Raw genomic sequence first — 24677 nt, forward strand, 5'->3', positions numbered from 1 at the left:
TGCTTGGAGGCTTGACTCTAAAGTTTTTTGTTATTATTGTAGGCATGCTTTCTGGTAAAATGTGAATAGTAATGGGACCACAGCTTAAGTTGCAAGAATACAACAAGGCTCTCCCTAGTCCCAACTTTGACTTGCAGCTAAAGCTTTTTATTTGTGCATGTCAAGATAAAAATATAAGGCAATTCGTCTTAAAGTCTTTCCGTTATCATCCTTTGCTTAAAGCTCATGATATTGCTCGTGCTGTTTACCTTTTGATGGCTCTTGAAGAAGGGGAAGATCTTGGTTTTAGTTTCCTTAAGTTGCGCCAAGAGCTTTCTGGCGCAGTAAAGATTTTTTCTCATGGTGGTTTCCCTTGGGGTGGGCTACCTTATTCGGCAGAGCATTCTGAACTTGGATTACTGCTGTTACAAATTTCAGAATTTTATGATGAAAGTCTTTCTTGTGCTAGAAAAATGGCCGATTTTCAACAAGCTGTTTTTAATCACGAGGGTTCAGTTTTTCCTTCTCTTTGGAGTCAAGAAAATTCCCGCTCATTTCAGGAAAAGACAACTTTAAGTAAGTCTTTCCTCTACCGATTAGATCAACAAGTGCTTTCTGAATGCTCTTTTAAAGATCTTGGTATAGGATTTTGGATGAGTCGAAACTGTTCCTCTTCAGCTTATGTCTCTGCATCTGGATGTAAGAGTAGCATAGGATCGTATCTTTGGGGAGATGTTGGCATTGTAGCTTATGGCCCTTGCTATGGAGATATCAGCGATTGTCAGGGATTTGGCTTGTGTGGTGTAGCTAAAGAATTTTCTTATTTTGAAAGAGAGTCTTCTATAGAGTTTTCTTTTTTAAGCTCAACCGCAGTTCCTTGTTCTCGTTTGACGAGATTTTCTTTTCTGCAAGATGCTTATTTAGGGATTAAAGTTCGTTATCAAATTAATTTTTCAGAAAAACAGTGTCAAATCCGATCTTTTCTTCAAGAGCCTTCTCAAGTAACCACCTTTTCCATATTTTGTAATGGAAAACATTGTCAGGTTGTTAATGGTCCTCGGTTGCGTTCGAGCTCCCTAGATTCTTATAAAGGCCCTACAAATGATATTATTATTATGGGTGATCAAGGATCTATGAGAGTCTTTTCTGCAGCTCCTTGTATGGAAATTTTTTCTTTACAAGGGAAAGATCGGTTTTGGGGTAGTAATTTCCTTATTAATATTCCCTATAGAGACGACGAAATTCTTCTTGTTTTTGAAAAAGAATATTAATTATAGAGATTGATTTCTTTTACACATAAGATCTGTAATTGTTTTTAAGAATTATTTGTATTAAAATAGTCCTTTTTTTAAGAGGAGGGCATTAGCCTATGGAATTGCTTCCCCACGAAAAACAGGTGGTTGAATACGAACGAACCATAGCTGAATTCAAAGAAAAAAATAAAAAAAATTCTTTGTTATCCTCCTCAGAGATTCAGAAATTGGAACGACGATTAGATAAATTAAAAGAAAAAATTTATTCAGATTTGACCCCGTGGGAAAGAGTCCAAATTTGTCGCCATCCTTCTCGTCCTCGAACAGTGAATTATATTGAAGGAATGTGCGAGGAGTTTGTTGAACTTCGAGGTGATAGAACATTTCGTGATGATCCAGCAGTTGTTGGGGGATTAGCAAAGATTCAAGGTCAACGCTTTGTCCTTGTCGGTCAAGAAAAAGGGTGTGATACCTCATCTCGTGTTCATAGAAATTTTGGAATGCTTTGTCCCGAAGGTTTTCGTAAAGCCCTGCGTTTAGGAAAACTTGCTCAAAAATTTGGATTCCCTTTAGTTTTTTTAATAGATACTCCAGGAGCTTATCCTGGGTTGACGGCAGAAGAACGTGGACAGGGATGGGCTATTGCTCAGAATCTTTTTGAGCTTGCAAGGCTAGCAGCACCTATTATAGTTATTATTATTGGTGAAGGTTGCTCCGGAGGTGCTTTAGGAATGGCTATAGGAGATTCCATAGCAATGTTGGAACACTCTTATTATTCTGTGATTTCCCCAGAAGGTTGTGCTTCTATTCTCTGGAAGGATCCTAAGAAAAATTGCGAAGCAGCAGCTATGTTAAAAATGCATGGAGAAGATCTTAAGCAGTTTGCTATTGTAGATACGGTGATTAAAGAACCTATTGGTGGCGCCCACCATGATCCAGCAACGGTATATCTTCATGTTCAAAACTTCATTATTCAGGAATGGTTGCGATTAAAAAATTTATCCGTAGAGGAATTGTTAGAAAAACGCTATCAGAAATTTCGAACTATAGGTCTCTATGAAACTTCTTCTGAAAGCAGTCCTGAGGCATAAAAAGCACTTAACCATTCTGGCATGTTCTTTATTAGCTATTCTAGGATTAGCAATTTCCTCTCAAGCAGAGATTTTTTCTCTAGGATTTATTGCTAAGGCTGGTCCTGATGCCTTTGTCTTATTTGGACGTCGTGAATCTGGGAAACTCGTTAGAGTCTCGGAATTAAGTCAGAAAGATGTTTTAGAAAACTGGTCCGCTATTTCTGATTCTTCAGAGAAAATGACGACAGCTCAAGCAAATGCTTACATTAATAAATATGGAAATAGAGCTGCGTCCCTTACTAGCAAACTTTCCCGATTTGTTTCTCAACATATAGATTTAACAAGCTTTCGAGGGCTTGCCCTTTTTCTTTTTATAGTCGCAATTTTTAAAGCCATAACGTTATTTTTTCAACGTTTCCTTGCTCAAGTTGTATCTATTCGTGTGAGTAGAGATTTACGTCAAGATTACTTCAAGGCATTACAACGCCTTCCTATGACTTTTTTTCATTCTCATGACATGGGAAATTTGAGTAATCGTGTAATTAGCGATTCTATATGCATAGCGCAAGCTGTAAATTCCCTAATGTTGAATTATATTCAAGCTCCAATCACATTGATATTAGCACTTGTAGTTTGTTTATCTATTTCTTGGAAATTTTCTTTACTTATTTGTATTGCTTTTCCGATTTTTATTTTACCGATCGTAATTATTGCCAGAAAAATCAAAATGTTAGCAAAACGTATTCAAAAACGTCAGGATAGTTTCTCTTCGGTTCTTCTAGATTTTCTTTCTGGAATTGTTACAGTTAAGATTTTTAATACTGAAAATTTTTCCTTTAAAAAATATTGCGAGCATAACAATCAAATTTCAGCTCTTGAAGAAAAAAGTGCTGCTTATGGTTTGCTTCCACGTCCTCTTCTTCATTCTATAGCATCGCTATTTTTTGCCTTTGTTATCATTGTTGGAATGTATCAGTTTGCAATTCCTGCTGAGGAGTTAATTGTTTTTTGTGGGCTTCTTTATCTTATTTATGATCCTATAAAGAAATTTGGAGACGAAAACACTAACATCATGAAGGGATGCGCTTCTGCAGAACGGTTTTATGAAGTGTTTGATCATCCAGATCTTCAATCTGAAACTGAAAATACTCAAGATTTTTTTGAACTGAAAACTTCTCTAGAATTTAGAAACGTTTCTTTTGGTTATTACAAAGATCAATGTGTAATAAAAAATTTAAGCTTCACTTTATCACGAGGAGAGGCTATTGGTATTGTTGGTCCTACAGGGTCTGGTAAAACTACATTAACAAAACTGCTTCCTCGTCTTTATGAAACTCAGGGTGGTCAAATCTTAATAGACTCCAAACCCATAACAAGCTATAGCAAGACTTCGTTAAGAGACCAGATGGCTTGTGTTTTACAATCCCCGTTTCTTTTCTATGATACCGTCTGGAATAATTTAACCTGTGGTCGTGATGTTTCTGAAGAAGAGGTATATGAAGCTTTACGCCAAGCTCACGCTTATGAATTTGTTGAAAAGCTTCCCCAAGGTGTGCACAGTTTACTCGAAGAATCTGGAAAAAATCTTTCTGGAGGCCAACAACAACGTCTTACAATAGCTCGAGCTCTATTAAAAAAATCTTCTATATTGATTTTAGATGAAGCAACTTCATCTCTCGATGCTATTAGTGAAAACTACATCAAAGAAATTATAGGAGAACTTAAAGGTCGCTATACGCAGATTATTATTGCTCATAAGTTATCGACTTTAGAATATGTCGACAGAATTCTTTATCTTGAAAACGGAGAAAAAATTGCCGAAGGAACAAGAGAAGAACTCTATCAAACTTGTCCAGCATTTTTTAAAATGTGGGAATTATCAAGAGTTCGTAATTGGGGAAATGATTCTTCTACGGATTCCGAAGAGGTTATATTGCACTCTACAGAGCAGTCTGTTCTAAAATCATAGGGCAATGCGTTACCGCTACTATTTCAAATAGATGAGTCATAAAAGTTTCTGCAAGTTTCGTAGCTAATTGAGGGCTCTGTTTTTTTATGAAATCATCTCGTCTTGGGATGGTATAATCTGAGATTATTTTTAACATGGATAATGGTTGTTGATATTGCTTCGCTAGAGACGCAATCATGTAACCTTCCATGTCTATTAGTTGAAATGTATTATGGAAACCTAAGGTATAAGGAGCCTCTGCGGTAACTAATGTATTACTGGGTAATGTTGTTCCGATTGTATTTAAGATAAGTGCGGGATCTTGTGTTAAACACTTTGGATCTGTTGAAGAAGATTTTCTCAAGCTCTTTATGAGAAAACATTTTTGAAGTGGTATGGAAGGGTTACAGGCTCCAGCAAAACCAATATTTAACCAAAGATCATAACTTGTTAAAGCTTGAGGATAGTTTTGTAAAGCACACATTACAGCAGCCTCTCCCCAAGAATTAAGAATACAAACATCCAAGAGGAATTGTTTTGATTCATATTGGTATAAGTTATTTCCCTCCTGTTTTTTAAAATAGAAATTTTGTAAAAGAGCTTTTGCTTCACAGAAATCTGCTATGAAACAAAACAGTTTAAGTTTCTCTTTGGTAAGAACCGACATTGTACTGCCACAGCATTTTTAAAGCTTTTTTCCCAGTTTTAGAAAGATGAAATGTTTCCTTGTTTACATAAGTTGTGATGAACTGACGGATAACTTGAATATCCTTGTTTTTTGAATATTCTAGTGCTTTTAATGTCGCTGTTGTTGGGTCTTTTAATGAACAGAGAAGAGATTTTCGAAGAGCTGTAGTTAAATTATTTACTAGAGATTCTGGAATTTCTTTTGAAATAGCGATACAGCCTAATGGAAGGGGAAATACAGTTTTTTGTTGCCAAAGTTGTCCAAAATCTGCTCGTAAGAATAATTGGGAATCATAGTTGAAGCGCTCCTCATGAATAAGGACCCCTCCACACACTTCATTAGATATTATAGAAGCTAAGATTTGATCATAAGCCATAGGAATAAGTTTTGCTTTTGGATAGTAAAACTTACAAAGCAAATGGGCTGTTGTTGCTTCTCCAGGAGTTGCTATGGTTAGTAAAGGCGCTTCAGAATCTTTAGCAAGAAGTATGGGACCACAACCATAGCCTAAGGTATTTCCAACATCCATCAAATTGTAATAATCAGCCACAAAAGGAAAGAGAGATGCTGATATTTTAATAAGAGAGAAACGTCGTTCTAAAGCGAGCTGATTCAAAGTTTGTATATCAGTGATTGTAATTTGATGAAGTATCGGAAAATCCTCGAGATTATTTAATAAAAACGATCGAAAAAGAAAAATATCGTTAGGACAGGGAGAAAAAGCGGCAGTAAGTATCATACAGGTTGGTTCAGCAAAGCAATTGCGGCTTTTATATCTTTATTTTCAGGTTTATCGAGAGCTCCTTGATTTTCGAGCCATGCTAAATAAGAGTTAGGGATTTCTGTAAGAGCTTTTCCTTTATATTTTCCAAAAGGCATTCTAAATATCTTAGGGTGACAACTTTCCTCTAAAAGAGATAGGATTTGTTCTGGCTGCAAGTCTCCAACTAATACTGTAAATACTTTGTACAGTATTATCACGTCGTCCAAAGCTCTATGAGCTTGATTTTCTGCAAAACCATAAACTTGGCGTAGATATTGAAGATTATGTTTAGGAAGGTCTGGTCGATATTTTTTTGCCCATTTCAAAGAATCTATAGAACGCAAAGATAGAGGTTCTAAAGAGTGCCTACGGCATTCTTTCCCTAGTAGGGGAAAGTCGAAACCATCATTATTGTGGGCAACGAGAATACTTGAATCACCACAAAATTCTTTAAATTTTCTAAAAGCTTCAGGAAAAGTTGGCGCAGAAGTTACCATTGATGTTGTAATACCGTGAATTTTTGATGCTTCCTCTGGTACAGGTATTTCTGGATTCACATAAGTTACGAAAGATTCTCTTGTAGAGCTATTATAAGCAGCGATTTCTATGACACGGTCTTTGTCTATTTGAGTTCCTGTAGTTTCTGTATCATAAAAAATCAAAGCAGACATAATTAAAACCTTTTTAACTTTCTGCAGCTTTTTCGCGAGCAAGACGTTTCATTTCATCAAGATTCAGATTTCCAGTAGAAATCAGCCCTATAGCGTGAACAAAGCTATCACAAACAATTTTTATTGTATCTATATAGATTCGCAATAGGGGGCCGCTCATTTCCTTGTTTAAGCAGGGAATTACTAATCTATAGAAAATTAACCCCTGCTCCTCATCCATACCAAATCCTGGAATATCAATATCGCGGTTTAAAAGATGAAGGAGTCTTGCAGTTGCTTCTTTATGAGTTTCAGAAAGCTGATAGGGAAAATAGCAAACAAGTTGGAGAACTTCGCCTTCACTTCGGATAACGAAGAAGACAGGGAGTTCGTGATCATTGACCAAGATGTTAATATAAGTCAAACTACTAGACTTTTCAAAAAGTGGCTCTAGATTTGAGTCTCTCAGAAATTTTGTAAGATTATTTTGATTTAGCTCCCATGTTGTCATATTGAAACTCTCCACTTGTCCGTCTTGGATATTGTAAACTTCTAAGGAATAAAGCTAAAAATCTATTACTGTTTTATTTGAGATTTTTTCTGAAGTTTCTGGATAGCTTTATTTAGAAATTCTGAGGTTATAGAAGAAATTTTCTTCTCATCATTTTGAATTAACTCATTAATATTCGTGCCTGGAGGGAATTCTGAAAGTAAAGTGGTTTTTTCAGAATTTTCTGCAATTACAAGAATTTTATTAGCAACTTGAATTAGGTAAATGTTAGTTTTGGGAGTTAAAGACCGCTTATCAAGAATTTTTATGATTGAAGAATAAGAACAGCCCTGACCTCGAGATTTAACAAATTTTTTAAATGTCCATGCACCAATCCCAAAAACTACAAGTAAAAAAGTTAAAGAGAGAAGCATTTTTATAATCTCTATTTTCATGTTTCCTACAGGAAACATTTCCTGAAAAGAAGAATGATCTTGAATCGCATCAGATATTGCAAGATCGTCAGAGAGTTGGATTAGAAGAGTATAGAGTTTGTGAAACATATGCACCTTTTGCCAATCTAAACAGTAGACACTGAGAGAAAATTTTTTTAATGAGAAACATCATTTTAATAGTGTCGTATAGGTTATTGAGTGATGATGCCTAGCCAAATTAAAGCGCAATATCGTATATTCTGCAAGATCATCTTATAGGCTTTTAATAACGAAAAGAATTTGTAGTTTATATGAAATTATCTTTTAGCCATCCCTCAATGTATGTATAATTTGCTGACTTGAGAATTTTCTAAAAAAATTCGCATAACAAAGTTTTTATATAAGCAAGCCAGGAGTGTTATGAAAAAGTTGTTGGTCACAGATATAGATGGTACTATAACAGATAAGGCTCATAGATTAGATCCTGATGTTATCGATACTTTAATTTCTTTGAGCAAGTCGGATTGGTCTCTATTTTTCCTTACAGGAAGATACTTTTCTTACGCAAGTCCACTTTTTAAAAAATTCCCTGTTCCTTATTTGCTGGGATGTCAAAACGGTGCTTCAGTATGGTCTTCGATATCTCAGACGTTTGTTTACTCTCAGAATTTAAATCGAGATCTTCTTGCTGTTCTTCAAGAATCAGTCGCAGACTGTCCGGTGACTCTTTCTATAGAATCCGGAGCAAGTCATAATGATCATTACTACCGTTATTCTCCGACACTGGAATCGAAATTTCTATATAAAATGCTAGATCCTGTGTATTTCCCTACTTCTAATGAGCGTTCTATTTTGGTGGAAACTGAAAATCTTGAAAAGGAGTACCCATTTCCATCTTTTGCTGCAGCCAAAATTATTGGTGAGCGTTGTGTGGTAGAAGAAATTCAAAAAAAGTTAATTCAAAATAAAGATTTTATTTCCAAAGTGAATTTAGCGTTAATGCGATGGCCTTTCGATTTTAATTACAGCATTCTGTTTTTTACAGATAAAAATGTTTCTAAAGGCCATGCGTTAGACCGAGTTATTGAAATATTTTACAATGGTGAAAAACCTTTTGTTATGGCTTCTGGAGATGATAATAATGATATAGGCTTAATCTTACGGGGAGATTTTAGAATTGTTATGAAGTCTGCCCCAGAAGAACTTCATGGAATAGCAGATTTTCTTGCACCTCCAGCAGAAGAGAATGGAATTCTCTCTGCTTGGGAAGCGGGTGTTAACTATTTTAAAGGTTTGATGAATGTTTAGGGAGCATTTCTGGTCCGATTCCCATAATGTTTGCTCCATGGTCGGCATATAAGGTTTCTCCAGTGATAGCTGCAGCAAGAGGAGAAGCTAGAAATGCTGCGATTGAGCCTACTTGTTCTGCACTCATGGCTTCGGGAATAGGAGCCCAGTCTAAGTAATAAGATACCATATTTTCTATAAAGCCGATAGCTTTTCCTGCTCTACTCGCTAGAGGGCCTGCGGAAATTGTGTTTACACGAATACCCCAACGACGACCAGCTTCCCAAGCCAGAATTTTTGTATCGCTCTCTAATGCAGCCTTTGCTGTACTCATACCACCTCCATAACCAGGAACCGCTCGCATTGAAGCCAAATAGGTAAGAGAAATCGTGCAGCCTCTAGAGTTCATAATGGGGCCGAAGTGAGCTAAAAGACTCACAAAAGAATAACTGGAGGTACTAATGGCCGCAAGGTAGCCTTTCCTAGAAGTCTCTAAGAGAGGTTTTGAGATTTCCGGACTATTGGCTAAAGAGTGGACTAAAATGTCAATCTTTCCAAAATCTTTAGCAACGTTTTGTGCAACTTCTGATACAGTGTAACCTGATATATCTTTGTAACGTTTATTTTCAGAGATCTCTTGAGGAACATCTTCAGGGGAGTCAAAACTTGCATCCATAGGATAAATTTTGACTATTTCTAAGAGTTGTCCATTAGAGAGCTTTCGAGATTCATCAAATTTTCCAAGCTCCCAAGAGTGAGAAAAAATTTTATAAATAGGGACCCAAGTCCCAACAATGATTGTTGCTCCAGCCTCTGCTAGCATTTTTGCAATTCCCCAACCATAGCCTTGATCATCTCCAACACCAGCAATAAATGCTATTTTCCCTTTTAGATCTATATTTAGCATGCATTTACCTTCTTATTTTAAGCACAATGAAATGAGGTTAGCAGATTTTTTGATTATTAAGAAAACGTCTTTCTTGATCTCTTTATTAGAAAGAATATTTGATTTTTGTGCATAAAATGTTCTCATTTTTATAGCCTATTTGTTTTAAGTCAGTTGTCTTATTGAGAGAAAAGGAGATTTTTTTAAAATGCTTGAACTCTATATAATCAATCCTATTAGTGAGATAAATCAGTTTTTGAAAATAAGAAATTTTGATAGTAGATTTTCTATAATCAAAATGATTCTAGGCAGTTCGATGTCAATACTTTTTTAACAAACATACTTATTGTCTTGGTAATGAAGTGTACTCTCTTTTAATAAGATGATTCTGCTATGCAAAAGATTCGATTTAAATACAATTTTGCAAGGGTGTGTTAGATCTTTATTATCTCTAATGAAAATGAAACAATATTCCATGGAATATTACAGGTTACAAAGTAATAAGATGTTGGGGGGTTAAGTCGAATAGAAATCTGGTGAAGGATTCGTGTAGAAAGTTTATTAGGATTCTGAAGAATAGCACTTTGGAGAAGATAAAAAAACTAGTGAAATTCTAAGAATTTAAAAGCATGAAATGTTGAAGTTTAGAATCATAAGATTATACTTCCCAAGTTTTTTCTTTGGAATTTTTGAATTGTTCAATAAAAATAAGGGGAGACTCAAACCTAGTCTTTAAGTAAATGAGCTGCGCATATTCTCGGATCGCCAGTAGAAGAGGCCGTAGCATGTACAGTTTGTTTTGAAAAAGGAGAAACAAATTCTAAAGAGTGTGCATGCAAAAGGGGGCGAAAGATTTTTGCTGGTTGTTGTTTGGAGCCATAATCAATATCTCCTACTATAGGAAATCCTAGATGTTGCATGTGGAGTCGGATTTGATGTGTTCTTCCAGTGATTGGTTCACAAAGAATCAAGGTATAGTGTTTATAACGTTGTAGAATAGACCATTTTGTGATGGTAAGTTTTCCTTCAGATTGTGAGGTTATTCCGAAAAGTATAGCACCACATCGTTTATGTCGGGGTGCTGTGAAGGTAGTTATTGTCCCAGATTCCTTTTTGGGACAACCAAAAACTAAAGCTAAGTATTGTTTACGAATTTTGTGTTTCTTGAACATCTCCATGAGTTGTTGTGCTGCAGAATGTGTTTTAGCAAACAAAAGACATCCTGTAGTATCTCGATCGAGTCTATGGACCATTTTCCATCCCAATGTTAGAGTGGTTTCCTCTGTTGTTAGGTATGGTGGTTTATCGTAAATACAACAAAGATCTTCTTCCCAGAGTAGGGTTGGAGGTTGCTGATCTTGAATTATAGAAAATGTAATGCAATCTCCCGATTGTACTTTGTATGATTCAAAACGTTCTATTTTACCGTTGATACGACAGTGCTGATATCGAATGGAATTGAGCACTGTTTGCTTACTATAATTAGGTAATCGAGAGCGAAGAAAAGAAGATAATCTTGCATTGGTTTCTGCGTACCAAGTAAATTCACACATAAATATTGTTGATAAATTTCTTAAAAATGAAAAACTTTTATAAATTTTACAAAAACTCTGTATGGTAAAGATAGCTTTTTTTGAACAAGAGAGGAATTTCCCTTCAGAAATATTAAAAGAATGGTTTAAAAAAAATAAACGGAGTTTTCCTTGGAGAAACAATCCTACACCCTATAGTGTATGGATTTCTGAAGTCATGCTTCAGCAAACTCGAGCCGAAGTTGTTGTACAATATTATCTCCGATGGATGGAAAAATTTCCAACTATTCAATCTTTGGCAGAAGCTTCTGAAGAGGAAGTTATAAAAGCTTGGGAGGGACTTGGATATTACTCAAGAGCGCGTCATCTTTTAGAAGGAGCTCGATATGTCGTTCAAAATTTTAATGGAGAGATGCCAAATGATCCCGTCTCGTTGTCTCAGATTCGAGGAATAGGACCCTACACAACTCATGCGATTCTAGCATTTGCTTTTAAGCAGCGTGCTGCAGCTGTTGATGGAAATGTTTTACGTGTGTTAAGTCGTATATTTGTTATCGAAAATTCTATAGATCTTGAATCTACACGCATATGGATATCTCGAATTGCTCAAGCTATTCTTCCAAGTGAAGATCCCCAAATTGTTGCAGAAGCTTTGATTGAACTAGGAGCGTGTATTTGTAAGCGTTCTCCTCAGTGTTCTAGTTGCCCTATTCGTGAGTTTTGTGGTGCTTGGCAAGAGAATAAGCAAAAACAACTTCCAATCCGGCATGCTCGAAAAAAAATAGTTCCTCTTCGTCGCTTGGTAGCAATAGTCGTGTTTGAAAATAGTGTTGTCATAGAGCAACGACGTCCTAAAGAAATGATGGCGGGGTTATATGAATTTCCCTATATTGAAGTTGAGTCTATGAGCCCACTTTCAGAAATTAAAGAATTAATTGATAAGATGGAAGAGCGTATTGGTGCAAGCTTGACTTTGATCAAAGAGCTTGAAGAACAGCAACAAGCGTTCACTCATTATAAAGCACGTTTAGTTCCAAAAATTTTTTTAGCAGCAACAAAACCTTTATGCGGATCTTTACATTTCTTAGATGATCTTGATTCGTTACCATTTTCTTCAGGGCATAAAAAAATAAAAACTTTGGTATTAGCACACTTATGTGGTGCTACAACTAGATCAATATAAAGAAGGTAATGCTTCATGGAAGATAAAATTTTTTCCTCCCTAATTAGTACTGTTCGTTCTATGGCTTTGGAAGGACGTTGCCCATGGACTCAAGGGCAATCATTGATATCGATAGTTGAGCATATTATAGGAGAATGCCGGGAATTTTCTGAAGCTGTTATGGAAGCTAAGTCTGTTAAAGAAGTTGCTTCAGAAGCTGGAGATGTTCTTACGCTAACATTACTTCTTTGTTTTCTTTTAGAAAGAGAGGGTCTGTGTTCTGTAGAAACATCTGTAGAGGAGGCTCTCGCTAAATTACGTCGTCGCGCTCCCTATATTTTTGAAGAAAATGCCAAACCTATTTCTGCGGAAGAAGCTGATAGATTGTGGATATTAGCAAAGGATCGTGAAAGAGAAAATAAGGAATAAGAAGCTTTATTTTCCTAAATATGGTATCAATGAGGAGTAAGTTGGGGACCTTTTAAGAAAAAAAACCTGCGAATCGGGTCAGGACTGGAAGGTAGCAGCCCTAAGAAGAGTTTTTTTTGCTAAGAGTTTGCTCTCCAACTTGCTTTTTTTATCCAAGAGACATTAATCCTATAGCTGTTAAGTTGTATAATGCATGTAAAATTATCGGTGCTAGGATATGACGCTCCTTTTCATATAAAAAACCTGTAAGTAGAGAAAATACAAAGAGTATAGGAACAAATATAAAGCTTCCTAAAGAGTACTCTACGTGGCTTATAGCAAAAATAATAGATACGCATACTAGAGCCCAGATTCGTCCTATTCTTCCCTTTAAAAATGTTTGTAAAATTCCTCGAAAGAAAATTTCTTCCCCAATAGGAACAAGAATTCCTAAATTCACAATAAGGCCTACGCTTCTCATTGTTAAATTACTTTGTATTTGCTCTACAATTGCTTGAGCATGAAGCTCTTGCAAAGGAAGAAATAGAGAGAATAGCTTATTTAATGTTATTCCAATGAGTTCTGTTAGAGGAATCAGAATAATCCACATACGTATTGTAGAAAATAGCATCCTTCCGAAAGTCGCCATAGGTTTGTTTCCAGAAAAAAGAATCAGACACAAGACACTCGTAGGAAGAAAGAAAAGATACACAAGAAAAGAGAGTGCTGTGGCGATTCCCACAAGAATATTCACAAGTTCTTGAGAATGAATAGTTAAAATATGTGTAAGGAATGATGCAAAGAAAAATAATACAACAGCAATCAAAAGATGACTGAGTTTTAAAAATATTATTTTAGAATCTTTAGGCCAAACAAACAAATTTTTTGAAGCTATGATTGCTAAAATAAGAAGTAAAAGAAACAAAAATAAAGGTGTTTGCATAGAAAACTAGTCTTAAGAGTAGTTTGCACAAACATATCCTTCAACCCTTGCTACGATTTCTCTGAAAAGACGGTGATGCATTAATCCCATAGGAGTTGAGTCAAAGTGTTTAGTCTGCCATCCATAGCGGCTGTAATCACTTATTACAGAAGTCGAAGGTTGGTTTGCTTCAATGATTTCTTGATAGATTAATGCGATTTGATTGTGTCGAATATCGAAAACCCGCACCCGTACTGATACTGTTAAGGAATCATTTCCAAAAGTATCAGCAATGCTTTTCTGTTCCAAGAGTTCTGTTGCAACAATAAACTCTGCAGGAAGAAATTGTCTAGCGATTGTTTGTGGTAAATTAGAAATTCGAGGAGCATAAAACTGCGATATTGCTTGAGGAGAAGCACTGTGTTTTATGAGGAGTATTTTTTCTGAAGAAAGAAACCTTTTGCTTATTTCTTCAGAAAATTCTGTTTGTAGATTCCAAGAAAGCATCTCGGAACTTTTTCCTTCCCGGTAATAAACGGGAAGCATAGCTACAACACCTTTTGCTTTACTCCCTTTTTTATAGAGTTTAGAGTGGTAGCTTCCTGATGCTCCTAAAGAAGCACAACTGGACAAAGTTAGAACACTAAAAGATAGAAGTCCTAAAAAAATTGCTATGCGTATTTTTTGCATGATCAGTCCATAAGTTTTGAGCATTTTTTAGAGATTTCGTGACACAGTCCTTTTAGTTATATATGAACTTCTTGAACGAGATTTCTAACTTCACCATCTATACTCTAGCTAAGTTATACTAAAGAAAAAAATAAAAACAAGTAAAGAAGAGGTGAGCAATTCTGTTTTAGATAAACTCATGGTAGAAGTTTCGATCTGTATTTACAGAAATTTTTTCTTTAGGAATTAGAGTGCAACCAGGAAGAAGAATAAGGGGAGTTACTATGACAGCGAATAATAAACGTTTCACAGAGATTCTCTTTTTAAGCTTTTCTTTCTCGTTTTATAAAATCGAATTGTTTTTATAGCAAAACTTATTTCATTCTTTAGTCTCTTTTGGAATATTGTACGCTATTTTCTGTTTTTAATTGTTTCTATGTTTTTGTTTTACGTGTCTTTGCATGATTAAATTGAAGCAATATTGTAGAACAATTTCTCTAAATAAAAAAGTTTTGCTATACCGTCAAAAGAACTCAGGGGAAAAACAATACGTCTTTTGGAACGTAAATTTAGAACCTGAAAATGCACAAACTTTCGTACGAGTATATTGTGGACTTTGATTATTTTGGATTAAGCGACATTGGTAAAGTTCGTTCTAGAAATGAAGATTTTTGGCAGGTAGACTTATCCTCTCAGCTTGTAGCTATAGCTGATGGTATGGGTGGGTGCTTAGGAGGAGATGTTGCTTCTCAAGAAGCTGTAATTAATCTTGTGGAGCTAGTAAGTCAAAAATTTTCGGAATTAATGGTTTGTAGAGATGATGAATACAAAGAAGACTTAAAAAACATCTTATCCAAGATAAATGGACTTATCTATGAACAGGGACTTATAAAAGCTCATTTACAAGGTATGGGAACAACCCTGAGTTTTATTCAATTTCGACAAGACAAGGCATGGATTGTCCATGTTGGAGATAGCCGCATTTACCGTTTGCGAGGAGGCGAATTGTGTTGTTTAACAGAAGATCATTCTTTAGCAAATCAATTGAAAAATCGTTATGAGCTTTCTAAACAAATGAAAAAAATGTATTCTTATCGCCATATTTTGACCAACGCTCTTGGAAGTCGCCCCAATGTTGAGCCGGATATTCAAGATATCTCTTGTGAACGAGAAGATCTCTTTGTTCTTTGTTCCGATGGTCTGACTAATATGGTTTCTGATACTGATATACGAGATATTCTGTTTCAATCTTCGACTCTTGAAGAACGCGGAAATGCCCTTATCTCTTTAGCAAACAGTCATGGGGGAGCAGATAATGTAACAGTCGTGTTGGTCCAAATACAATAGTGCCTAAAAGGGTAAGGGCTTTACATGATTTATTTGGATAACAATGCTATTACACCTCCAGAACCTGGTCTCATAGATTTTTTGAAGCAAAGTTTTATTCACGAAGAATGCTATGCAAATCCTTCTAGCGTTCATAGCTTAGGTAAAAAATCTCATCAAATGGTGGTCGAAACCACGTCGTTGATTCAAAGTGTTTTAGGTTTTCGTGGACAAGTTGTTTATACATCAGGAGCTACAGAAAGTCTTAATTTAGCAATAGCGAGTTTGCCTCGAGGTAGTCATGTCATCACTTCGAGTCTTGAGCACCCTGCAGTTATAGAACCTCTAAAACGAGCTGATTTGTCAGTCTCTTATTTAGATCCTAAAGAGGGTCTATGTACACTTTCTTTGCAACAATTAGAAGCATCAATAACTCCTTCTACATCTGCTATTGTTTTGGGTTGGGTGAATAGTGAAGTCGGAGCTAAGCAGGATATTCAGGCTATTGCTCAGCTTGCTTTAGATTATAAACTGCAGTTTATCGTTGATGCTACAGCTATTGTTGGAAAAGAGAAAATTCTGATTCCAGAAGGGGTTACGATGTTTGCTTTCAGTGGACAGAAGTTTCATGCTCTATCAGGAATAGGAGCTCTTCTTATTGCTCCGAGAGTGAAGATTTGTCCATTTTTTTGGGGTGGAGGTCAACAAAATGGGTTGCGTTCTGGTACAGAAAATATTTGGGGAATAGCTTCATTATTTTATGTGTTTCAGTATCTTGTCTCGCATCAGATAGAAGTCTCTGAAAAGGTACTCTCTTTTCGAGATTATTTTGAAAAAACTATAAAACAAAAAATTTCAGATATTGTGATTCATTGTGAAGATTTCCTTCGAGTGAACAATGTCTCTGCAATAGCCTTTCCCCCCATAGAAGGAGAAGTATTGCAAATTACTTTAGATTTAGAGGGAATTGCTTGTGGATATGGTTCAGCCTGCTCTTCAGGAGCGACTACAGCTTTTAAATCCCTTGTTGGTTTGGGGGTTTCTCAAGAATTGGCTGCTTCAACTTTAAGATTTTCTTTCAGTCATCTATTATCTATGGATGACGTAGATTCTGCTATTAAAATTATTCATAAAGTTGTTTCTAAATTAAAGTCTCTATGAAAAAAGATTTTTAATAGAAATATTTTTGATTCCAGATAAAGACATCTCCTTAACTTCAAGTAATAAATTTGCAATAATTACAGACGATCCAACCTCTGCGGGTGTATCTAAAAGTTGTAAAACCAGCTGAGCAAGTGTTTCCACATCATAATGGGGAAGATGGATCCCTAATTCTTTTTTGAGATCTTTAAGTTTTGTATTTCCAGGAAAAGTTCTCTCTATTACTGAAATTGTTTTAGGTTTTAGTTGTGCAATATTTGATGTATTAAAAAGAATTTTAAAAACGGCCTGTAAACTTAAAATTCCAATAGGCTCTCCTACTATATTTAAGACTACAGCCACACTACAACGATTTTCTCGAAATTCTTTAAGAATACGAATGAGTTTAGATTTACCTGTGATAAACCACGGTGAATGTAAATTATGAATTAAAGATTCATTAGGGTCTTTATTTACAAAATCTTTAGGGAGAGCTATGCCTATAATGTTTTTGCGGATTTTATGGTAGATTGGAATAAAATCTGTATTAGTGCTTTTGATTGTATGGCTTAGGTCTTTAACTTTTGCAGAAGAAGATAACATAGTTACTTGTTCAAGAGGCTGGTATACTTGATCTGCAGAAGTTGCACTAAGAGAAAAGATATTTGTAGCAATAACATTAAAATTTTGCTCCTCATGATGCGTTTCTAGAGCTTTTTGGAATTCGTCTCTACTAAGAGTAGCATTAAGTTTTTCTTTTTTTATTTTAAGAATGTAATACAAACCTTCAGTGAGACTTCCTATTAATTTAATCAGAGGATAGAAAATATAATGAGAGTAATAAAGAATAGGCGCTCCCCATAGAGCTAGTTTTTCAGGGATTTTCCTAGATATTGTTAAAGGGAGAAGTTCTGCAAGGATAACAACAATGAAAACCTGTGTAAGAGGAGAGTAGTCGGGTGAAAAACCTAGTGTTTTATAGCAATTGCGAGATGACTCAGATCCTATTTGCAAAGCGATATTCACACCTAACAAAACAGTACCGAATAAGCGATAAGGTCGGCGTATTAAAAAGTTGATGTATCGAGCTTTTTTATGATCTTTAGTTAGATAGTATTGAAGTCTTACGCGATTAAAGGAAACGCAGGCCATCTCCATCATAGAATAAAAGCCTTGAAGAGCAATACAAAGAAGATTGATTCCAATCCAGAAAAGAGGAGAATCAGTCATGCAATTTCCTTATATAAACTCTATGTACTCGATTCGGAGCTGCATCTAAAACTTGGAATAGTAACTGATTCCATATAATTTTAGTACCTGTTATAGGAATAGATTCCATTTGTTCTGTTAACCATCCTCCGAGAGTTGCAGTATTGTTGCTAGTAGGTAGATTAATATTAAAGATATCACTCAAATCACTTAATTCTAATGTTCCTGCAGCAATAATTACGTCTTTACCTGAAGTCGTATAGAGAACCTTTTCGTCTCGTTGATCGACAATTTCTCCAGCAACAATTTCAAAAAGATCTTCTTGGGTAATCAAACCTTCAATAGATCCATATTCATCTATAATCATTCCCATGGTTTCATCTCCAGAAGCTAAGTGGCATAACGCTGTTTTAGCAGAAATCGTTTCAGGGATATAATAAGGCTTATTTAATAGAGGAAGCAGTTCATCAGAAGAATGTAAAGGTTTTCCATAGAGCAATAAGGTTTTGGCTGTACAGATCCCTAAAAGATTTTGTAAGTTGTCGTTACAGACAGGTACTCGAGAACAGTGCTTTTTAGAAAATAAGTTATAAAGATTTTCTATAGGAGTTTGAATATCATAAAACAAAATATCTTGACGTGGTTGCATACGTTCTTTAACACTACAGTCGTTTAAAGAAAGATAGCCATAGAGTAGACGGCTTTCTTCTTGGTTCACAACACCAAAATCTTTACAGCTTTGTAAAACTTCCTTGAGTTCTTGTGGTTGAATAATATCCGTTGTTTGAGAAGATAAGATCCATTGTACAGTACGGTTAATCCCTATAATAGCCCAATGAAGAATGGGACGATAAATTTTTGTTAAAAATGTAATCACAGGAATTACAAAATTTGCGATTTGTGTGTTGTAAGGGATAGCAACAGCTTTTGGTAAGATTTCTCCTAAAATTAGAGTTATTACTAAAGGTGTGCCTACAATAAGTAACCACGAGGCTTCATCTCCTACAAGAATTGCTACACAGTTTTGTATAGCTATATTTAGACCGACATCACAGAATACCAAAGTAATCAGCAGATGATGAGGATGGGAAAGCTGAGTTGCTATCATCTGATTTTTCTTCGATTTAGAGCGCTTATAGTGTGAGATAAGACTCGTTGGCAAAGAAAAAAGAGCAATTTGTGATAGTGAAATAAAACCCGAACATAAAGTAAACAAAGCAATAAGAAAGATTAATGTTGTAGAAATCATGGTTCTTTGTTGTTTTTGTTTTCCTGCTGAAGAGCGAAATGTATTTTCATATATCCTTTTGGAATAAGTCCAAGTCGTTGGATAAGAGCAGCTTCTATGACTGCAGGATGATCCCAAAATTGAAGGTGTCGTTGTAACTTCTTTTGATTATTTTGAGCATATATTATCTGTGTTTGTAGTAGAGATTTTCGTTTTCGTAAGCGCTGCTCTTCGTTTCTTAGTTCCAGAATGGCTCGATCATAAATGAATCCACTAATAAGAATACTAAGAATTACCCACCAAGAACTTGTAATAAGTTCCCCTAAAAGTTTTAACCACGATGTTTTTTGCATAGCAAAACTTTAAACAAAAGGAATAGTTATTCCTTGCTGTTTTTGATATTTTCCATTTCTCTCTGCATAAGAAACTTCACAAGGAGCATTAGCTTCTAAGAATAAAACTTGAGCAATCCCTTCATTAGCATAAATTTTTGCTGGTAAAGGAGTTGTGTTAGAGATCTCTATAGTTACATGACCTTCCCATTCTGGTTCAAATGGTGTTACGTTCACAATAATCCCGCAACGAGCATAGGTAGATTTTCCTATACACATCGTTAAGACATTCCTTGGAATTCGAAAATATTCTATACTGCGAGCTAATGCAAAAGAATTCGGAGGAATAATACAGACATCTTTAGTAATAGATACAAATGTATCTTCTGAAAAACACTTTGGATCTACGATAGTGTTGTGTACATTCGTAAAAACTTTAAATTCTCGAGATAGACGTAAATCATATCCATAACTAGACAGACCATAGCTAATAAGTTTTTCTTTAGTATTTTCATCTGTATTGACTAGTCTATCAACGAATGGCTCTATCATTTCATATTTTAAAGCCATTTCACGAATCCACCTATCTTCTTTTATGCTCATCAAAAAAACCTTAATCACTAATGTATGGTACAAGCAGAATTTTTCTTGTTTTATTATATAAAAGTATAAAACCTGCGGGTATTCTAACTCTGCTTTTGTTTGCAAGATCTTAGGGCGATGTTAGATAATGCTATGGGAAAAAGCAAATGTTATTTTTTTAAAGAACAGTTTTAGTTGTTTACAAATTCCAGAGCCTTTAGGAGACTAAAAAGACATGGGGCTAAAATATGACATATCAGGTAGCCGTCTTAAACCAAGACAAAAAGCTAGACCTTTCTCTTAGGCCTAAAGGGCTTCAAGAATTTTATGGACAAACGCAGTTAAAAGAGCGTTTGGATTTATTTTTACAAGCTGCTCTACAGCGTCAAGAAGTGCCCGGGCATTGCTTGTTTTTCGGTCCTCCAGGTTTAGGAAAAACTTCCTTAGCTCATATCGTTGCCTCTACTGTTGGAAAAGGGTTGATTACAACCTCTGGTCCACAATTAGTAAAACCTTCTGATTTATTGGGGCTACTTACAAGTTTGCAAGAAGGCGATGTTTTTTTTATTGATGAGATTCATCGTTTGGGAAAAGTTGCCGAAGAATATCTTTATCCTGCTATTGAAGATTTTAAAGTTGATATCACTATTGATTCCGGTCCTGGAGCACGCTCTGTTCGTATAGATTTAGCCCCTTTTACTTTAGTTGGAGCAACAACTCGATCAGGAATGTTAAGTGAGCCTTTGCGAACACGGTTTGGTTTTAGTGCTCGATTATCTTATTATTCTGATAAGGATCTTGCTGATATCTTAAAAAGATCTGCTCTGCTCCTTGGAATAGAAGCTGAGCATGATGCTTTATATGAGATTGCAAGACGATCTCGAGGAACGCCAAGGCTCGCAAACCATCTTCTTAAATGGGTTCGTGATTTTGCTCAGATGCGTGAGGGAAACTGTATTAATGGCGACGTAGCAGAAAAAGCTTTAGCTATGCTATTAATAGATGATTGGGGATTGAACGAGGTAGACATAAAGCTTCTCGCCACAATGATTGACTATTACCATGGTGGTCCAGTAGGAATAAAAACGCTTTCTATCGCTGTTGGAGAGGATGTTAAAACGTTAGAAGATGTATATGAGCCTTTTTTAATATTGAAAGGGCTAATAAAAAAAACGCCTAGAGGTAGAATGGTTACCCAGTTAGCCTACGATCATTTAAAAAAACGTTTAGAGAATTTATAGGAGAAAGGCAGTGAAAAGATTGAAGTGTGTACTTATAGGTCTTTCCCTTAGTATGAGTGTAGTAGGAATCTCAGAAGTTAAAGTATCAGATACTTTAATTGAGCAGTCTGTTGTTTCTGAACCTAAAGTTCGTGTTCTTCTTCTGAATGAAAGTACTACAGCTCTTATAGAGGCAAAAGGACCTCATCGTGTTTATGGAGACTCTATTCATAAACAAACATCTACTCAAGGTTTGCGCTGTGCTGTTCACGCTTTATATGATGGTATTCGTTGGGGAGAACAATATCCTAATGTTCAATGTCTAAAAATCGAACCATTAGATGATTCTGCATCTTTGTTTTTAAATGGAATTCAGTATCGTGGAGCTTTATATATTCATAGGACCGTAGATCACTGTATAATGGTATCTAATGAAGTTACTATTGAAGATTATCTTAAATCCGTTCTTTCAGTGAAGTACCTTCACGAATTAGATAAAGAAGCTTTATCTGCGTGTGTAATTTTAGAGAGAACCGCTTTATATGAGAAATTATTATCTAGAAATCTTCAAAATTTTTGGCATCTTAAAGCTGATGAAGAGGGATATACAGGTTATGGTGTTACTAAACAGTTTTATGGTGTTGAAGAGGCTGTAGATTGGACTGCTCGTCTTGTTGTTGATAGTCCTCAAGGTTTATTCATGGATGCTGATAGTCTTCTTCGTGCTAACGTTGAACATTTTGCTGTTGAAGGGTATAATGCTCGTCAAATTCTTGAACAATTTTATAAGGAAGCCGAGTTTGTTGTCATTGAATCTTGGAATGAAGAATTTGATAACGAAATTAGTTAGTTTTTTTGGTATGACTAGTTGCAACCATGGCTGTATGAGGTTGCAATATGAATTCTGATTTTAAACAGCAAGAATAAAATCCTTTAGAACTGTCTGTTATTAGTTGATAATCAAAGAAGTCTGATCGTAATCGAGGTAGTTTGATAGAAATCTTGTTTGAAGCAGTGTGAAATGCTGCGTATAAGCTGAATGATGGAGATCTTAGTTCAAATGCTATAAAAGAATTTGGTGCCCAATTTATAGGTTCTCCCGAAGTGTTTAGCCATAAGATATTTTCTTTTGTTAGAAATCCTTTATTGAAAACTTCTTTATATTTTTTGCGAAGTCGTATGGTTTTACAAACAAATTCCATAAGAGAGGAGTTTTTCAAGAGCTTATCCCATAAAAAATGATTGATTTCAGTGTCTAAAGCCCATCGATTATTATTCCCGTAAGCTGTATGCCCATATTCATCTCCTGATTGTATCATTGGAATTCCTTGAGACAACAAGAGTGCTAGAAAAAAATTGCGTATTTGACGCTCTCTAATTTCAAGAATAATTGCGTTCTGAGTCTCACCTTCTTCTCCGAAGTTATAACTGTAGTTCGCATCTGTCCCATCTCGATTAAACTCTTTATTTTCTTCGTTATGTTTTTGGTTATACGTTACTGTGTCTCGGAGAGTAAATCCATCATGACAACTGACATAATTAATAGAGTTAGTGGGAGCGCCGTAAAAATAAATATCTTGAGATCCAGATAGGCGTGAAGCAAAATCTCCTAAAAGATGAGAATTTCCATTAAGAAAAGATTTCACGTTATCTCGATATGGACCGTTCCATTCACTCCAGTTTGAAGAAAGTGTTGGGAAATAACCTACTTGGTATAAGCCTCCAGCATCCCATGGTTCGGCTATAAGTTTCGTATCGGCAAGCAGAGGATCATGAGATATTTCTTCTAGTATAGGGGAATGTGTCAAAATGTCTCCTTTGGGTCCTCGAGAAAACACAGAAGCAAGATCAAAACGAAATCCATCTACATGCATTTCGCTTACCCAATAATGTAGTGCATGAAGAATCCATTGTGTTGTAGGAGCTTTATTTGTATTTAGGGTGTTCCCACATCCGGAAAAATTTGTAAAATTTCCTTCACTGTCAAGAATGTAATATGAAGAGGTATCGATCCACGGCAGAGAACAAACTGTGTTATGTAGACTTGTATGATTGAAAACAACATCAAGAATGATTTCTATACCAGCTTGATGTAAAGCTTTTACTAGAGTTTTAAATTCTCGGGTAGGAGCACATGGATCAGAAGCATAGGCGTAGCGTCGACAGGGTGAAAAGCAGTTTAGGGGAGCATAACCCCAATAATTACATAAGTGAGAGTGTTGAGAAGTTTTAAATGGGTGAAAAGTTTCATCGAACTCAAAGATAGGAAGAAGTTCAATAGCATTTATTCCCAATTGTTGAAGGTGTTCGATTTTTTCTATAATTCCTAGAAAAGTTCCTGGAGCGCAGACTCGAGAAGTTGGAGATTGCGTAAAGGAGCGTACGTGCATCTCATAAATAATAAGGTCTTCCCTAGGGATTTTTAGAGGTAGATCATTGTTCCAATCAAAATGTTCTTCTTTTAGATAACAAAATGCATAATCTCCGAATTTTCTAGGGGCACCAAATTTTTTTGGTGAGTGTAGGTTTTTCGCATAAGGGTCTGCAAGATATTCTTTAAAAGAATATCTTGCAGATTTATGTTTGGGACCGTTTACACGAAATGCATAAGACCATTGATCGGAAATACCTTCGATTTCTATATGCCAAATAAATCCTGTTTTGTGCTCTTTTGGAGATAAAGGAATTTCAAGAATCTCAAAATCTTGATTGGCTAGAACTAAAATAACTTGTGTAGCTTTAGAGGAAAATAGGGCGAAACGATAACACTGATCTGAGAGCTTAGTCGCCCCTAAAGGTTGTGGAGAGCCTCGATGATAAGCGATTTTCTTCATCGTCAATTCGATATCACAATAGCAATGGAAACGCAAGAAGGTTTTTGATTTCAGGTCTTTGAAATCATTTACTAACAAATCAATAATGTGATAACTTGAAACAATAACAATTCATTACAAGGAGATTCCTTCATGTCTAGGCAAAATGCTGAGGAAAATCTAAAAAATTTTGCTAAAGAGCTCAAACTTCCTGATGTGGCTTTTGATCAGAATAACACATGCATTTTGTTCGTCGATGGCGAATTTTCTCTTCACCTTACTTATGAAGAACATTCCGATCGTCTTTATGTATATGCTCCTTTATTGGATGGTCTTCCAGATAACACTCAACGGAAGCTAGCCTTATATGAAAAGCTTTTAGAGGGGTCTATGTTAGGCGGTCAGATGGCTGGTGGTGGCGTTGGAGTTGCCACTAAGGAGCAGCTAGTTTTAATGCATTGCGTGCTTGATATGAAATATGCAGAAGCTAATCTGTTAAAAGCTTTTGCTCAATTGTTCATTGAAACTGTTGTGAAATGGCGTACTGTTTGTGATGATATCTGTGCCGGAAGAGAGCCTTCTGTAGATACAATGCCTCAAATGCCTCAAACTGGTGGTAGTGGAATACAGCCCCCTCCTACGGGAATTCGCGCTTAAAAAACACTTTTGTTAGTTTATTATTA

General features: G+C 35.7%; 26 protein-coding genes and 1 other RNA gene. 12 read left to right on the forward strand and 15 right to left on the reverse strand.

The features are described 5' to 3' along the window. The first annotated feature begins 71 nt into the window (after window positions 1-71). The 3 genes from JMS40_RS03085 (at window position 72) to JMS40_RS03095 (ending at window position 4274) form a co-directional block, all read left to right on the forward strand. On the forward strand, window positions 72-1250 hold the full coding sequence (locus JMS40_RS03085) for a hypothetical protein (protein WP_201456817.1): 1179 nt from the start codon (window positions 72-74) through the stop codon (window positions 1248-1250). Between the two features lie 98 nt (window positions 1251-1348). Further along, window positions 1349-2323: an acetyl-CoA carboxylase carboxyltransferase subunit alpha gene (locus JMS40_RS03090; RefSeq protein ID WP_201456818.1), complete on the forward strand. Its 975-nt coding sequence runs from the start codon at window positions 1349-1351 to the stop codon at window positions 2321-2323. Beyond that, window positions 2289-4274, forward strand: coding sequence for an ABC transporter ATP-binding protein (locus JMS40_RS03095; RefSeq protein ID WP_201456819.1), 1986 nt, complete (start codon window positions 2289-2291; stop codon window positions 4272-4274). The genes JMS40_RS03090 and JMS40_RS03095 overlap by 35 nt, the downstream gene beginning before the upstream one ends. On the opposite strand, the gene JMS40_RS03100 is transcribed toward JMS40_RS03095, so the two are convergent. From JMS40_RS03100 to JMS40_RS03120, 5 genes are all read right to left on the reverse strand, one after another. Next, a complete protein-coding gene (locus JMS40_RS03100) occupies window positions 4246-4920 on the reverse strand; it encodes a hypothetical protein (protein ID WP_201456820.1) in 675 nt (224 codons plus the stop codon). The genes JMS40_RS03095 and JMS40_RS03100 overlap by 29 nt on opposite strands. After that, on the reverse strand, window positions 4892-5680 hold the full coding sequence (locus JMS40_RS03105; RefSeq protein WP_201456821.1) for a 1,4-dihydroxy-6-naphthoate synthase: 789 nt from the start codon (window positions 5678-5680) through the stop codon (window positions 4892-4894). Before JMS40_RS03105 ends, JMS40_RS03100 begins: the two co-directional genes overlap by 29 nt. Continuing rightward, window positions 5677-6375: a putative quorum-sensing-regulated virulence factor gene (locus tag JMS40_RS03110; RefSeq protein WP_201456822.1), complete on the reverse strand. Its 699-nt coding sequence runs from the start codon at window positions 6373-6375 to the stop codon at window positions 5677-5679. The genes JMS40_RS03105 and JMS40_RS03110 overlap by 4 nt, the downstream gene beginning before the upstream one ends. A gap of 13 nt (window positions 6376-6388) precedes the next feature. Then, entirely contained in the window at window positions 6389-6865 is a 477-nt protein-coding gene (locus tag JMS40_RS03115; RefSeq protein ID WP_201456823.1) for a YbjN domain-containing protein, read from the reverse strand. Window positions 6866-6930: 65 nt separating this feature from the next. After that, entirely contained in the window at window positions 6931-7407 is a 477-nt protein-coding gene (locus JMS40_RS03120; protein ID WP_201456824.1) for a FliO/MopB family protein, read from the reverse strand. 291 nt (window positions 7408-7698) lie between these two features. Between JMS40_RS03120 and JMS40_RS03125 the strand changes: the two genes are divergently transcribed. Next, window positions 7699-8586 carry an HAD-IIB family hydrolase gene (locus tag JMS40_RS03125; RefSeq protein WP_201456825.1) on the forward strand — a complete coding sequence of 296 codons (888 nt, stop codon included), beginning with the start codon at window positions 7699-7701 and terminating at the stop codon, window positions 8584-8586. On the opposite strand, the gene JMS40_RS03130 is transcribed toward JMS40_RS03125, so the two are convergent. Both JMS40_RS03130 and JMS40_RS03135 read right to left on the reverse strand, forming a co-directional pair. Continuing rightward, on the reverse strand, window positions 8564-9472 hold the full coding sequence (locus tag JMS40_RS03130; RefSeq protein WP_201456826.1) for an enoyl-[acyl-carrier-protein] reductase: 909 nt from the start codon (window positions 9470-9472) through the stop codon (window positions 8564-8566). The two genes, JMS40_RS03125 and JMS40_RS03130, sit on opposite strands and share 23 nt — an antisense overlap. Before the next feature lie 704 nt (window positions 9473-10176). Continuing rightward, window positions 10177-11004 carry an RluA family pseudouridine synthase gene (locus tag JMS40_RS03135; protein WP_201456827.1) on the reverse strand — a complete coding sequence of 276 codons (828 nt, stop codon included), beginning with the start codon at window positions 11002-11004 and terminating at the stop codon, window positions 10177-10179. Window positions 11005-11065: 61 nt separating this feature from the next. Between JMS40_RS03135 and mutY the strand changes: the two genes are divergently transcribed. The 3 genes from mutY (at window position 11066) to ffs (ending at window position 12713) form a co-directional block, all read left to right on the forward strand. After that, entirely contained in the window at window positions 11066-12166 is a 1101-nt protein-coding gene (mutY, locus tag JMS40_RS03140; protein WP_201456828.1) for an A/G-specific adenine glycosylase, read from the forward strand. A 15-nt stretch (window positions 12167-12181) separates the two neighbouring features. After that, on the forward strand, window positions 12182-12574 hold the full coding sequence (locus JMS40_RS03145; RefSeq protein ID WP_201456829.1) for a MazG nucleotide pyrophosphohydrolase domain-containing protein: 393 nt from the start codon (window positions 12182-12184) through the stop codon (window positions 12572-12574). 40 nt (window positions 12575-12614) lie between these two features. Further along, window positions 12615-12713, forward strand: an RNA gene (gene ffs, locus JMS40_RS03150) — signal recognition particle sRNA small type. Window positions 12714-12722: 9 nt separating this feature from the next. Here the strand turns inward: ffs and JMS40_RS03155 are convergent. From JMS40_RS03155 to JMS40_RS04615, 3 genes are all read right to left on the reverse strand, one after another. After that, complete coding sequence (locus tag JMS40_RS03155) at window positions 12723-13496, reverse strand: CPBP family intramembrane glutamic endopeptidase (protein ID WP_201456830.1); 774 nt, start codon at window positions 13494-13496, stop codon at window positions 12723-12725. Between the two features lie 12 nt (window positions 13497-13508). Next, the gene (locus JMS40_RS03160; RefSeq protein WP_201456831.1) at window positions 13509-14165 is read right to left on the reverse strand and encodes a CT253 family lipoprotein; all 657 of its coding nucleotides are present in this window, start codon (window positions 14163-14165) and stop codon (window positions 13509-13511) included. Between the two features lie 166 nt (window positions 14166-14331). Beyond that, a complete protein-coding gene (locus tag JMS40_RS04615; protein ID WP_255504515.1) occupies window positions 14332-14454 on the reverse strand; it encodes a hypothetical protein in 123 nt (40 codons plus the stop codon). 272 nt (window positions 14455-14726) lie between these two features. Here JMS40_RS04615 and JMS40_RS03165 point away from each other — a divergent pair, with 272 nt between their 5' ends. Together JMS40_RS03165 and JMS40_RS03170 are read left to right on the forward strand one after the other, a co-directional pair. After that, window positions 14727-15491, forward strand: coding sequence for a Stp1/IreP family PP2C-type Ser/Thr phosphatase (locus JMS40_RS03165; RefSeq protein ID WP_201456832.1), 765 nt, complete (start codon window positions 14727-14729; stop codon window positions 15489-15491). 24 nt (window positions 15492-15515) lie between these two features. Beyond that, window positions 15516-16631 carry a cysteine desulfurase family protein gene (locus JMS40_RS03170; protein ID WP_201456833.1) on the forward strand — a complete coding sequence of 372 codons (1116 nt, stop codon included), beginning with the start codon at window positions 15516-15518 and terminating at the stop codon, window positions 16629-16631. Here the strand turns inward: JMS40_RS03170 and JMS40_RS03175 are convergent. From JMS40_RS03175 to dcd, 4 genes are read right to left on the reverse strand one after another with little or no spacing between them, the layout of a single operon-like run. After that, on the reverse strand, window positions 16626-17840 hold the full coding sequence (locus JMS40_RS03175) for a CNNM domain-containing protein (protein ID WP_201456834.1): 1215 nt from the start codon (window positions 17838-17840) through the stop codon (window positions 16626-16628). The two genes, JMS40_RS03170 and JMS40_RS03175, sit on opposite strands and share 6 nt — an antisense overlap. After that, on the reverse strand, window positions 17833-19068 hold the full coding sequence (locus JMS40_RS03180) for a hemolysin family protein (RefSeq protein ID WP_201456835.1): 1236 nt from the start codon (window positions 19066-19068) through the stop codon (window positions 17833-17835). The genes JMS40_RS03175 and JMS40_RS03180 overlap by 8 nt, the downstream gene beginning before the upstream one ends. Further along, on the reverse strand, window positions 19065-19400 hold the full coding sequence (locus JMS40_RS03185; RefSeq protein WP_201456836.1) for a hypothetical protein: 336 nt from the start codon (window positions 19398-19400) through the stop codon (window positions 19065-19067). The genes JMS40_RS03180 and JMS40_RS03185 overlap by 4 nt, the downstream gene beginning before the upstream one ends. 9 nt (window positions 19401-19409) lie before the next feature. Further along, the gene (gene dcd, locus JMS40_RS03190) at window positions 19410-19982 is read right to left on the reverse strand and encodes a dCTP deaminase (protein ID WP_201456837.1); all 573 of its coding nucleotides are present in this window, start codon (window positions 19980-19982) and stop codon (window positions 19410-19412) included. 227 nt (window positions 19983-20209) lie between these two features. Between dcd and ruvB the strand changes: the two genes are divergently transcribed. Both ruvB and JMS40_RS03200 read left to right on the forward strand, forming a co-directional pair. After that, window positions 20210-21202 (forward strand): Holliday junction branch migration DNA helicase RuvB, encoded by a 993-nt coding sequence (gene ruvB, locus JMS40_RS03195; RefSeq protein WP_201456838.1) that lies wholly within the window; start codon window positions 20210-20212, stop codon window positions 21200-21202. 10 nt (window positions 21203-21212) lie between these two features. Further along, entirely contained in the window at window positions 21213-22031 is an 819-nt protein-coding gene (locus JMS40_RS03200) for a SpoIID/LytB domain-containing protein (protein WP_201456839.1), read from the forward strand. On the opposite strand, the gene JMS40_RS03205 is transcribed toward JMS40_RS03200, so the two are convergent. Further along, a complete protein-coding gene (locus tag JMS40_RS03205; protein WP_201456840.1) occupies window positions 22024-24015 on the reverse strand; it encodes a glycogen-debranching protein in 1992 nt (663 codons plus the stop codon). The genes JMS40_RS03200 and JMS40_RS03205 overlap by 8 nt on opposite strands. Window positions 24016-24147: 132 nt before the next feature. Between JMS40_RS03205 and JMS40_RS03210 the strand changes: the two genes are divergently transcribed. Beyond that, complete coding sequence (locus JMS40_RS03210) at window positions 24148-24651, forward strand: type III secretion chaperone Slc1 (RefSeq protein ID WP_201456841.1); 504 nt, start codon at window positions 24148-24150, stop codon at window positions 24649-24651. Window positions 24652-24677 lie beyond the last annotated feature (26 nt).

The sequence above is a fragment of the Chlamydia sp. 17-3921 genome (assembly GCF_902705545.1).
GTDB lineage: Bacteria > Chlamydiota > Chlamydiia > Chlamydiales > Chlamydiaceae > Chlamydia.

Bases quoted from the DNA above. Each gene is read 5' to 3' on its own strand.
- JMS40_RS03085 (WP_201456817.1), top strand. From the start codon at position 72: ATGGGACCACAGCTTAAGTTGCAAGAATACAACAAGGCTCTCCCTAGT.
- JMS40_RS03090 (WP_201456818.1), top strand. From the start codon at position 1,349: ATGGAATTGCTTCCCCACGAAAAACAGGTGGTTGAATACGAACGAACC.
- JMS40_RS03095 (WP_201456819.1), top strand. From the start codon at position 2,289: ATGAAACTTCTTCTGAAAGCAGTCCTGAGGCATAAAAAGCACTTAACC.
- JMS40_RS03100 (WP_201456820.1), bottom strand. From the start codon at position 4,920: ATGTCGGTTCTTACCAAAGAGAAACTTAAACTGTTTTGTTTCATAGCA.
- JMS40_RS03105 (WP_201456821.1), bottom strand. From the start codon at position 5,680: ATGATACTTACTGCCGCTTTTTCTCCCTGTCCTAACGATATTTTTCTT.
- JMS40_RS03110 (WP_201456822.1), bottom strand. From the start codon at position 6,375: ATGTCTGCTTTGATTTTTTATGATACAGAAACTACAGGAACTCAAATA.
- JMS40_RS03115 (WP_201456823.1), bottom strand. From the start codon at position 6,865: ATGACAACATGGGAGCTAAATCAAAATAATCTTACAAAATTTCTGAGA.
- JMS40_RS03120 (WP_201456824.1), bottom strand. From the start codon at position 7,407: ATGTTTCACAAACTCTATACTCTTCTAATCCAACTCTCTGACGATCTT.
- JMS40_RS03125 (WP_201456825.1), top strand. From the start codon at position 7,699: ATGAAAAAGTTGTTGGTCACAGATATAGATGGTACTATAACAGATAAG.
- JMS40_RS03130 (WP_201456826.1), bottom strand. From the start codon at position 9,472: ATGCTAAATATAGATCTAAAAGGGAAAATAGCATTTATTGCTGGTGTT.
- JMS40_RS03135 (WP_201456827.1), bottom strand. From the start codon at position 11,004: ATGTGTGAATTTACTTGGTACGCAGAAACCAATGCAAGATTATCTTCT.
- mutY (WP_201456828.1), top strand. From the start codon at position 11,066: ATGGTAAAGATAGCTTTTTTTGAACAAGAGAGGAATTTCCCTTCAGAA.
- JMS40_RS03145 (WP_201456829.1), top strand. From the start codon at position 12,182: ATGGAAGATAAAATTTTTTCCTCCCTAATTAGTACTGTTCGTTCTATG.
- JMS40_RS03155 (WP_201456830.1), bottom strand. From the start codon at position 13,496: ATGCAAACACCTTTATTTTTGTTTCTTTTACTTCTTATTTTAGCAATC.
- JMS40_RS03160 (WP_201456831.1), bottom strand. From the start codon at position 14,165: ATGCAAAAAATACGCATAGCAATTTTTTTAGGACTTCTATCTTTTAGT.
- JMS40_RS03165 (WP_201456832.1), top strand. From the start codon at position 14,727: ATGCACAAACTTTCGTACGAGTATATTGTGGACTTTGATTATTTTGGA.
- JMS40_RS03170 (WP_201456833.1), top strand. From the start codon at position 15,516: ATGATTTATTTGGATAACAATGCTATTACACCTCCAGAACCTGGTCTC.
- JMS40_RS03175 (WP_201456834.1), bottom strand. From the start codon at position 17,840: ATGACTGATTCTCCTCTTTTCTGGATTGGAATCAATCTTCTTTGTATT.
- JMS40_RS03180 (WP_201456835.1), bottom strand. From the start codon at position 19,068: ATGATTTCTACAACATTAATCTTTCTTATTGCTTTGTTTACTTTATGT.
- JMS40_RS03185 (WP_201456836.1), bottom strand. From the start codon at position 19,400: ATGCAAAAAACATCGTGGTTAAAACTTTTAGGGGAACTTATTACAAGT.
- dcd (WP_201456837.1), bottom strand. From the start codon at position 19,982: ATGAGCATAAAAGAAGATAGGTGGATTCGTGAAATGGCTTTAAAATAT.
- ruvB (WP_201456838.1), top strand. From the start codon at position 20,210: ATGACATATCAGGTAGCCGTCTTAAACCAAGACAAAAAGCTAGACCTT.
- JMS40_RS03205 (WP_201456840.1), bottom strand. From the start codon at position 24,015: ATGAAGAAAATCGCTTATCATCGAGGCTCTCCACAACCTTTAGGGGCG.
- JMS40_RS03210 (WP_201456841.1), top strand. From the start codon at position 24,148: ATGTCTAGGCAAAATGCTGAGGAAAATCTAAAAAATTTTGCTAAAGAG.